This is a genomic window from Streptomyces sp. NPDC046215 (genome assembly GCF_040646215.1).
Lineage (GTDB): Bacteria > Actinomycetota > Actinomycetes > Streptomycetales > Streptomycetaceae > Streptomyces > Streptomyces stramineus.
The window spans coordinates 60,669-68,300 of record NZ_JBEYZW010000037.1 but is presented as its reverse complement, the minus strand read 5'-3'; the positions used below and the strand labels follow the sequence as shown (position 1 = coordinate 68,300).

The window sequence follows — 7,632 nt, the reverse complement described above, 5'->3', positions numbered from 1 at the left end:
CCCGCCGCCGCGTCCGCGGCCAGCCGTGCCATCGCGCGCCGGTGCCGCCCGAAGGCGTACGTGGAGACTTCCCGCCCCCGCTCGGCCTGCCCGGCACCCCCAGCGGTAGCGGGGGAGCCTGAGTGCACCGCCGCGCAGCGGAGGTGCACCCCCCACGACCTGCCGCGGGACAGCTCCACCGAAACTGCGGCAGCAGAAGGCGCCCACCGTGTCATGACTTGTCGATCCCTGGGTAAGCGCCGCCTCAAGGAGAAGGAGAGGGAGCCGCCAGATGGTCGTCATCGAATCCCCGCACGGGGACGCCGCCGGGGCCCGCCACGCCACGGCGGAGTTCCTGGCCCAGCACTGCCCGTGGGCCGATCTCGACGCTGTTGTCCTGGTCGTCTCGGAGCTGGTCGCCAATGCCATCCGGCACGCCGGTGGCTGGTGGCGGCTGTGCGTCCGGGCGGTTCACGGCCGGCTCGTGGTGGAGATCGACGACACGAGCCCGGACCCCCTGGTCCTGCGGGCCCGCGATCTGACCGGCGGGGGCGGCCTCGGCCTGCACATGGTCGAGCGGCTCGCGATGCTGGTGGAGGTGGACCAGCGGGCCGAGGGCAAGACCGTGCGGGCCACGTGGGTGCAGCCCGCCGCGGCGGTCACGCAGCAGATGACACCGGTCGGGATCTGAGCCGATCCGAGTCGATTCCGAGTCCGATCCGAGTCGATCGGATCAACCCGATTCAACTTCAACCCGATAACCCGATCGAATCGACTCGACGGGGGCCACCGGGAGGCATCGCCCCGGCAGCCCCCGCCCGGAGGGGCCCGGCCTACTTCTGTTCCAGCATCCCGGCGCGCAGCTTGTTCAAAATGCGTGTCAGCAGCCGCGACACGTGCATTTGCGAGATGCCGAGCTCGGCGCCGATCTCGGACTGGGTCATCTCGCCGCCGAAGCGCATCCGCAGGATCTGCCGGTCGCGTTCGTTCAGCTCCTCGACGAGCGGCTTCAGGGCCTGGAGGTTCTCGACGCCTTCGAGCGCGGGGTCGATGCCGCCGAGGCGGTCGGCGTAGCTGTTGCCGGCCTGGTCGGAGCCTTCGTCCACGGGGACGTCGATCGATCCGGCGGTGTAGCCGTTGCTGGCGACGATGCCCTCGACGACCTCGTCCCGGCTGATGCCCAGGTGTTCCGCCAGCTCGGCCGGGGTGGGCGAGTGGTCGAGTTCCTGGGAGAGCTCGCTGGTGGCCTTGGCCAGCTCGACGCGCAGCTCCTGGAGGCGCCGGGGCACGTGCACGGACCAGCTGGTGTCCCGGAAGTGGCGCTTGATCTCACCGACGATGTAGGGCACGGCGAAGGTGGTGAACTCCACCTCGCGCGAGAGGTCGAACCGGTCGATCGCCTTGATCAGGCCGATGGTGCCGACCTGGACGATGTCCTCCATCTGGTCGCCACGGCTGCGGAAGCGGGAGGCGGCGAAGCGCACGAGCGAGAGGTTGATCTCGATCAGCGTGTTCCGCGCGTACTGGTAGGCGTGGGTGCCCTCTTCGAGCTCACCGAGTCGGTCGAAGAACAGCTTGGAGAGCGCGCGGGCGTCACGCGGCGCCACCGCGGTCGCGTCCTCGATGTACGGCAGCCCCCCGACCGACTCTTCGAGCCGCTGCGGAGCAGTGGTCGAATGCTCCGCCGCAACCGTGGATGCCGTGATGGTCACGTCGTCCTCCCCAGATCCGTTGTTGACGTCCGGCCGCCTACCCGGCGACTTGACAGTCATGCCTCCTTTTTTCTCCGAGGGCGGATAAAGCGGAACGGGAGGCAGGTTGTTGTCGCACCGTCACCCTGCCTTTCCCCTACCGTCACCACTCGACGTGAACATGCCAGTCATGACCCCCACGAGTCCGGCGCGCCGCGCCGCCACCGCTCTGGCCACGACGGCCCTGGTCACCGCCGTGACCGTCACCTCCGCACCGGTCGCCGCCGCCGCCCCGCACACCCCGCCCGCCGTGGGCGCCGCGCCCGCCGGCCTCAAAGCCGTCGACTACGACGCCTGGCTGCGTGAGGTGAGATCCGTCATCGACCAGGCCCGGCCCTACGTGGAAAAGCGCACCGAGCACGCGCACAGCGAAAAGCAGGCCCTCGTCCTCGACATCGACAACAGCTCCCTGGAGACCCACTTCCACTGGACGTACCCCACTCCGGCGATCAAGCCCGTCCTGGAGCTGACGCGCTACGCGCACGCCCGTGGCGCCGCCGTCTTCTTCGTCACCGCGCGGCCCGGCATCCTCGTCCCGCCGACCGACTACAACCTCCGGCAGGTCGGATACCCCGTCAGCGGCCTGTACGTGCGCCGCCTCCCGGACCTCTTCCAGGACGTGGGCGCGTACAAGACCGCCAAGAGGGCGGAGATCGAGGCGAAGGGCTACAAGATCATCGCCAATATCGGCAACAACACCACCGACCTCGCCGGCGGTCACGCGGAGCGGACGTTCAAGCTGCCGGACTACGGCGGCATCCTCTCCTGATCCCCTTTCGCTCCTGACCCCCTTTCGCGCCTGACCCTCTTGCGCCTGTCCCTCTTTCGCGCCCTGGCGGGCCCCCGGAGCGGCCCGCTCCGCACCGGGCCGCTCCGGGGCAGCACCCCCCGATACCGGGTCAGCGCCGGGACTTCGCCCGGTCCAGGGCCGCCACGCCCAGGGCCGCCAGCCCGATCTGGATCAGCCACTTGATCCAGTCGACGCCCTTGGTGTCGCCCACGCCCAGCGCGTGGGCCAGCGCCGCGCCGGCGAGCGCGGCCACGATGCCGACCAGGATCGTCCAGAGCACCCCGATGCGCTGGCGCCCGGGGACCACCAGCCGGCCCAGCACGCCGATGATCACGCCGATGACGATCGCGCTGATAATTCCTGAGATTTCCACAGCTCCCCCTGACACACCCTGTTCGGGTCGTTTCCGGCCTGTTTCCTGTAGTTACGTCTGCCCAGGCCGGAGGGGGTGCATGTCAGCCCGTTCGCCCCTCGCGGCGTGCCTAGACTGGTCGTGCCGGGCGCAGGGGTGCCGGGCGGGACGGGAGAGCGACAGTGGCCGCAGGTGCCGGGAGCTTCGAAGGCTTCGAAGGGGGCTTCGACGACCCGTCGGCGGAGGTGCTGTCGGAGGCCGCCGCCGCGTTCGGGCTGCTCGCCTCCTCGGCCCGGCTGCACCTGGTGTGGGCGCTGGCGCAGGGGGAGAGCGATGTGAGCGGGCTGGCCGAGCGGGTGGGCCAGGCCCTGCCCGCGATCAGCCAGCACCTCGCGAAGCTGAAGCTGGCCGGGCTGGTGCGCTCGCGCCGCGAGGGCCGCCGCGTGGTCTATCTGGTGGACGACCCCGACGTGGTGACGATCGTCCGGCTCATGGTCGGCCAGCTCGCCGACCGCAAGGCCGGGGCCGTGGCCGCCGGTGCCGGGCACCTGCGTGGCCTGGGCGCCTGAGGGTTCCGCCGCGCGAGGGGCCCCGGTCACGGCGGGCGGTACGACCCTGGAAGTGCTGCGCGCGCTGGACAGCGGCCCGCGCGGGCTGGTGGAGGCCCACGCCGAGGAGCGGCTCCTCCGGCACGGCGAGAACACCTTCCCCGGCCGCCGCCCGGTGTCCCGGCCCCGGCGCTTCGCCCGGAGCCTGCGCGATCCCTTCACCGCCGTCCTCCTCTGCCTGGGGCTGGTCTCCGCGGCGCTGAGCGCCTGGGCGACGGCCGGTGTCATCGCCGTCCTGGTCACCGTCAGCTGCCTGCTGCGCTCCGCCGGCGAGCACCGCGCCGACCGGGCGGGCGCCGGTCTGCGGGAGCTGATCGCCACCACGGCCACGGTCCGGCGCCGCCCTGAGGAGAGCGCCCGGCCGGTGCCGCGCGAGGTGCCCGTCGACCAGCTCGTGCCCGGCGACGTGGTCCTCCTGGCCCCCGGCGACCTGGTGCCGGCCGATCTGCGCCTGCTGCGGGCCACGGGCCTGACCGTGCACGAGGCCGCCCTGACGGGCGAGTCGGCGCCGGCGGCCAAACACGCCGGCGAGGCCACGACGGGGCCCGGCACGGACCGGGGCCACCTGTGCTTCCAGGGCAGCAGCGTCGTCTCCGGCAGCGGGGTGGGCGTCGTGGTCGCCACCGGCGCGGACACCCTGCTCTCGGGTGCCCTGCCCGACGGCCCCCGCACCCGGGCGCGCGCGCCCGGCCCGTTCGACCGGTCGGTGAACGGGATCGCCTGGACGCTGGTGCGGTGCATGCTGGGCGTCGCGCCGCTGGTCCTGCTCGCGGGGGCCCTGCTGCGCGGGCGGGGCCTGGAGACGCTGCCGTTCGCCGTGGCGGTGGCGGTCGGGCTCACCCCCGAGATGCTGCCCGTGGTGGTGACGTGCGCCCTGGCGCGCGGCGCGGCGCTCCTCGCGCGCGGCGGCGAGGTGATCGTCCGGCGGCTGCCCGCGCTGCACGACCTCGGCGCGGTCGACGTGCTGTGCGTGGACAAGACCGGCACCCTCACCCGGGACCGGCCGGTGCTCGCGTGCTCCGTGGACGCGGACGGCGCGGACGACCCGGCCGTGCTGCGCTGGGCCGCGGTCAACGCCCTGTGGACGCTGCTCCTGGCCGAGCTGCCCGCGCCGGACGCCCTGGACGAGGCGATCCTGACCGCCGCCGGGGAAAACGAAGCGGCCGGCGGGGCGGACGAGCACGAGGGGGTCGCCGCCCTGCCCTACGGGCCCGGCCGGCCCCTGGCGTCCGCCCTCGTCCGCGGCCCGGCGGCCCCGTGCGGCACCGGGCTGCCCGGCAACGTCCGGCCGCTCACCGGCGGCCCGTCGCCCGTGGCGGTCCACACCCTGGTCGTCAAGGGCGCGCCGGAGGAGGTGCTGAGCCGCTGCGCCCGCCGGGCCGGGGGCGGTCCGCTGGACGCGGCGGGCCGGGCTGAGCTGGCCCTGCGGGCGGCCGCGCTCGCCGACGGCGGCCTGCGGGTCCTCGCCGTCGCGGTGGCGGAGCGGCCCGCGCGCGGGGGCGCCCTCACCCCCGACGACGAGCGGGAGCTGACGTTCGCCGGCTTCGTCGGGCTGCGCGACGCCCTGGCGCCGACGGCCGCGGAGGCGCTGGGCGCCCTCGCGCGCCGCGGCATCGAGGTGAAGGTCCTCACCGGCGACCACCCGGGCACCGCCGCCCGGGCCTGCCGGGAGCTGGGCCTGGACCCCGGGGAGGTTGTCACCGGGACGAGGATCGACGCGCTGGAGGGGCCGGAGCTGGCCCGCCTCGCCGCCCGCACCACGGTCTTCGCTCGGTGCGCCCCGGGGCACAAGGCGCGGGTCGTCCGGGCGCTGCGGGAGGGCGGGCACACCACCGGTTTCCTGGGGGACGGCGTCAACGACCTGGCGGCGCTGCACGCCGCCGACGTCGGGATCTGCCCCCGGGACGGGGTGGACGTGGCCCGGGAGGCTGCCGATGTGGTGCTCGCCTCGAAGGACCTCACCTGCCTGGACCGGGCGGTCGTCACGGGCCGGCGCAGCACGGGCAACATCGTGTCCTACCTGCGCATCACGCTCTCCTCGAACCTCGGCAACGTCACGGCGATGCTGGTGGCGGGGCTGATGCTGTCGTTCCTGCCGATGCTGCCGGTCCAGGTGCTCGTCCAGAACCTGTGCTTCGACGCCGCCCAGCTCGCCCTGGCGTTCGACCGTCCGGCGGCGGAGGCGGACCGGCGCCCGGTGGTGCTGCGGCCGCGTTCCCTCTTCCGGTTCATGACGGTGTTCGGGCTGCTGAACGCCGCCGCCGACCTCGCGACCTTCGGGGTGCTGGCCCTGGCCGTGCGGTCGACGGGTGACGAGCGGGGGCAGGCCGCCTTCCACGCCGGGTGGTTCACGGAGAACCTGCTGACGCAGGCGCTGGTGATGCTGCTGCTGCGGTCCGGGCGCCGGGCGCCGGGACCGGTGCGGGCGGCGACCGCGGCGCTCGCGGTGGCGGGGCTGCTGCTTCCGCTGTCGCCGCTGGGCCCGGCCCTGGGGATGGCGGCCCTGCCGCCGCTGTACTACGGGCTGCTGGCGGCGGTGCTCGCCGGGTATGCGGTGGCGCTGGCGGGGGCGCGGGCGCACTACGACCGCCGGGCGGAGGCTCGGGCCCGGCGGTCGTAGCAGGCACGGCGGTCGTAGCGGTCGCGGTCAGAAGTCGCCGCCGCCGAAACCGCCGCCGTCGCCGAAACCGCCGAAGCCACCGCCGTCCCCGCCGCCGAAACCGCCGCCGAAGTCGTCGGAGTTGAAGTCCGAACCGGAGTAGTCACCGCCCTCGGCGCCCGGGTCGCCGGGCGACGCGCCGTAGGCGGGGCCGCTGAACATCATGCTGCCGAGCATGGTGCCCACGAGCAGGCCGGGCAGCATGCCGCCGCCGAAGTAGCCGCCGGCCCAGGGGGCGTAGGCGGGTCCGGCGTTCCAGTAGGGCTGACGGCCGTCCGCGGTCTGCACGGTGCGGGACATCGGCTCCTCTCCGTCGGCCAGCCGGGCGGCGTCCGCCGCGCACGCCGGTACGGTCCGCACCGGGCCGCCGGGCGGCGCCCACTCGACGTCCTGGACGGACGGGCCGTGGCGCGGGTCGAAGAAGCAGGGCACCCTGCGTTCGGGCAGCGGGGCGCCGGTGCGGCGGGCGGCGAGGGTCGCGAGGGCGAAGCGGCCCGTGTCGAGGGCCGCGGTCACGGCGGTCACGTCCTGCGGCTTGGCCGCGGCCGCCATCTTGGCCTTCGCCTCCTCGTAGGCGTCGAGGGCCTCCTCGTAGTCCTTGCGCTGGGCGTCGTCGGCGCCGGGCTCGGAGGGGGAGAAGTCGAGGCGGTCCAGCTCCTCGCCGAAGGCGGTGATGTCCTCGTCGACGACGACGCGCAGGGCGTCCAGCTCGGCGCGCTCTCGGGCTTCCCTCTTCTTCTTGTTCCGCCGGTGGAGGGCGTACGCGCCGGCGCCGCCGGCGACGACGACCGCGCCACCGGTGATCAGCCCGGTCGCGCTGACCCCGGCCTCGTCACCGCCGCCCCAGCCGTCGGGCTCATGACCCCTGGCCTGCCGGTCGGCTTGGTCGACGAAGCTGTTCAGCTGCGTGGTGGCGTCCCCGCCGGACCGCTGGACGGCGCCCACGAGGTTGCGGACGGAGTCGGCGGACATCACCCGGCGGTCGGCCTGGGCGCCGAATTCGTCGCCGCGGTGGATGACGTAGACGCCCGCGATGCCGACCTTCGTCCGCAGGTCCCGGAAGACCGTGGCCCTGGGGAACTCGTCGGTCGCCGGGACGACCGCCACGAAGACGGGCTTGCCGGCGTCCCTGATCTTCTTCGCCAGGGCGTCGGCGTCGCCCGCCGGGAGCTGGGCGGTGGAGCGGGGGTCGACGTAGACGGGGCCGTCCTTCAGGGCCGAGGCGACGGCGTCCAGGCCGGTGGTGGTGCTGGTGTCGGCCTGCGCGGCCGGGGCGAACAGCGCCGTGCCGGCCAGCAGGAACAGGGCGGCGATCAAGGCCGACAGCGGCCTGGGCAGCGCCCGGAGGACGGCGGACATGGCGGTGCTCCTCGGAGTCTGATGCCTCTGGAGTATCAATTATCCGGTCTTACTCTGCATTTACCACAAAAACGGTTGAAACAGACGTACGGTTCCCGTTCCCCCTCTTCTCCGGCTGCCCGGCACCCCCGTGC

7 protein-coding genes and 1 pseudogene are annotated in these 7,632 nt (G+C 73.8%); 4 read left to right on the top strand and 4 right to left on the bottom strand.

Annotated elements, in window-relative coordinates; genetic code table 11:
- Positions 1-92, bottom strand: a pseudogene (locus tag ABZ951_RS18160) (ATP-binding protein); the annotation flags it as partial.
- A 179-nt stretch (positions 93-271) separates the two neighbouring features.
- Here ABZ951_RS18160 and ABZ951_RS18155 point away from each other — a divergent pair.
- Entirely contained in the window at positions 272-670 is a 399-nt protein-coding gene (locus ABZ951_RS18155) for an ATP-binding protein (protein ID WP_344091820.1), read from the top strand.
- Positions 671-812: 142 nt separating this feature from the next.
- On the opposite strand, the gene ABZ951_RS18150 is transcribed toward ABZ951_RS18155, so the two are convergent.
- Positions 813-1,613 carry an RNA polymerase sigma factor SigF gene (locus tag ABZ951_RS18150; RefSeq protein WP_344091858.1) on the bottom strand — a complete coding sequence of 267 codons (801 nt, stop codon included), beginning with the start codon at positions 1,611-1,613 and terminating at the stop codon, positions 813-815.
- Between the two features lie 247 nt (positions 1,614-1,860).
- Here ABZ951_RS18150 and ABZ951_RS18145 point away from each other — a divergent pair, with 247 nt between their 5' ends.
- Positions 1,861-2,499 carry an HAD family acid phosphatase gene (locus ABZ951_RS18145; RefSeq protein WP_344091817.1) on the top strand — a complete coding sequence of 213 codons (639 nt, stop codon included), beginning with the start codon at positions 1,861-1,863 and terminating at the stop codon, positions 2,497-2,499.
- Positions 2,500-2,629: 130 nt separating this feature from the next.
- On the opposite strand, the gene ABZ951_RS18140 is transcribed toward ABZ951_RS18145, so the two are convergent.
- Positions 2,630-2,893 carry a GlsB/YeaQ/YmgE family stress response membrane protein gene (locus tag ABZ951_RS18140; protein WP_344091816.1) on the bottom strand — a complete coding sequence of 88 codons (264 nt, stop codon included), beginning with the start codon at positions 2,891-2,893 and terminating at the stop codon, positions 2,630-2,632.
- A 161-nt stretch (positions 2,894-3,054) separates the two neighbouring features.
- Here ABZ951_RS18140 and ABZ951_RS18135 point away from each other — a divergent pair, with 161 nt between their 5' ends.
- Both ABZ951_RS18135 and ABZ951_RS18130 read left to right on the top strand, forming a co-directional pair.
- On the top strand, positions 3,055-3,441 hold the full coding sequence (locus ABZ951_RS18135; RefSeq protein ID WP_344091815.1) for a metalloregulator ArsR/SmtB family transcription factor: 387 nt from the start codon (positions 3,055-3,057) through the stop codon (positions 3,439-3,441).
- Positions 3,425-6,100, top strand: a complete 2,676-nt coding sequence (locus ABZ951_RS18130) for an HAD-IC family P-type ATPase (RefSeq protein WP_361280224.1) — start codon at positions 3,425-3,427, stop codon at positions 6,098-6,100. The genes ABZ951_RS18135 and ABZ951_RS18130 overlap by 17 nt, the downstream gene beginning before the upstream one ends.
- Before the next feature lie 27 nt (positions 6,101-6,127).
- Here ABZ951_RS18130 and ABZ951_RS18125 read toward each other — a convergent pair whose 3' ends face one another.
- Positions 6,128-7,498 carry a hypothetical protein gene (locus ABZ951_RS18125; RefSeq protein WP_361280222.1) on the bottom strand — a complete coding sequence of 457 codons (1,371 nt, stop codon included), beginning with the start codon at positions 7,496-7,498 and terminating at the stop codon, positions 6,128-6,130.
- Positions 7,499-7,632 lie beyond the last annotated feature (134 nt).

Coding starts and splice junctions, on each gene's coding strand:
- ABZ951_RS18125 (WP_361280222.1), bottom strand. CDS start 7,498: ATGTCCGCCGTCCTCCGGGCGCTGCCCAGGCCGCTGTCGGCCTTGATC.
- ABZ951_RS18145 (WP_344091817.1), top strand. CDS start 1,861: ATGACCCCCACGAGTCCGGCGCGCCGCGCCGCCACCGCTCTGGCCACG.
- ABZ951_RS18155 (WP_344091820.1), top strand. CDS start 272: ATGGTCGTCATCGAATCCCCGCACGGGGACGCCGCCGGGGCCCGCCAC.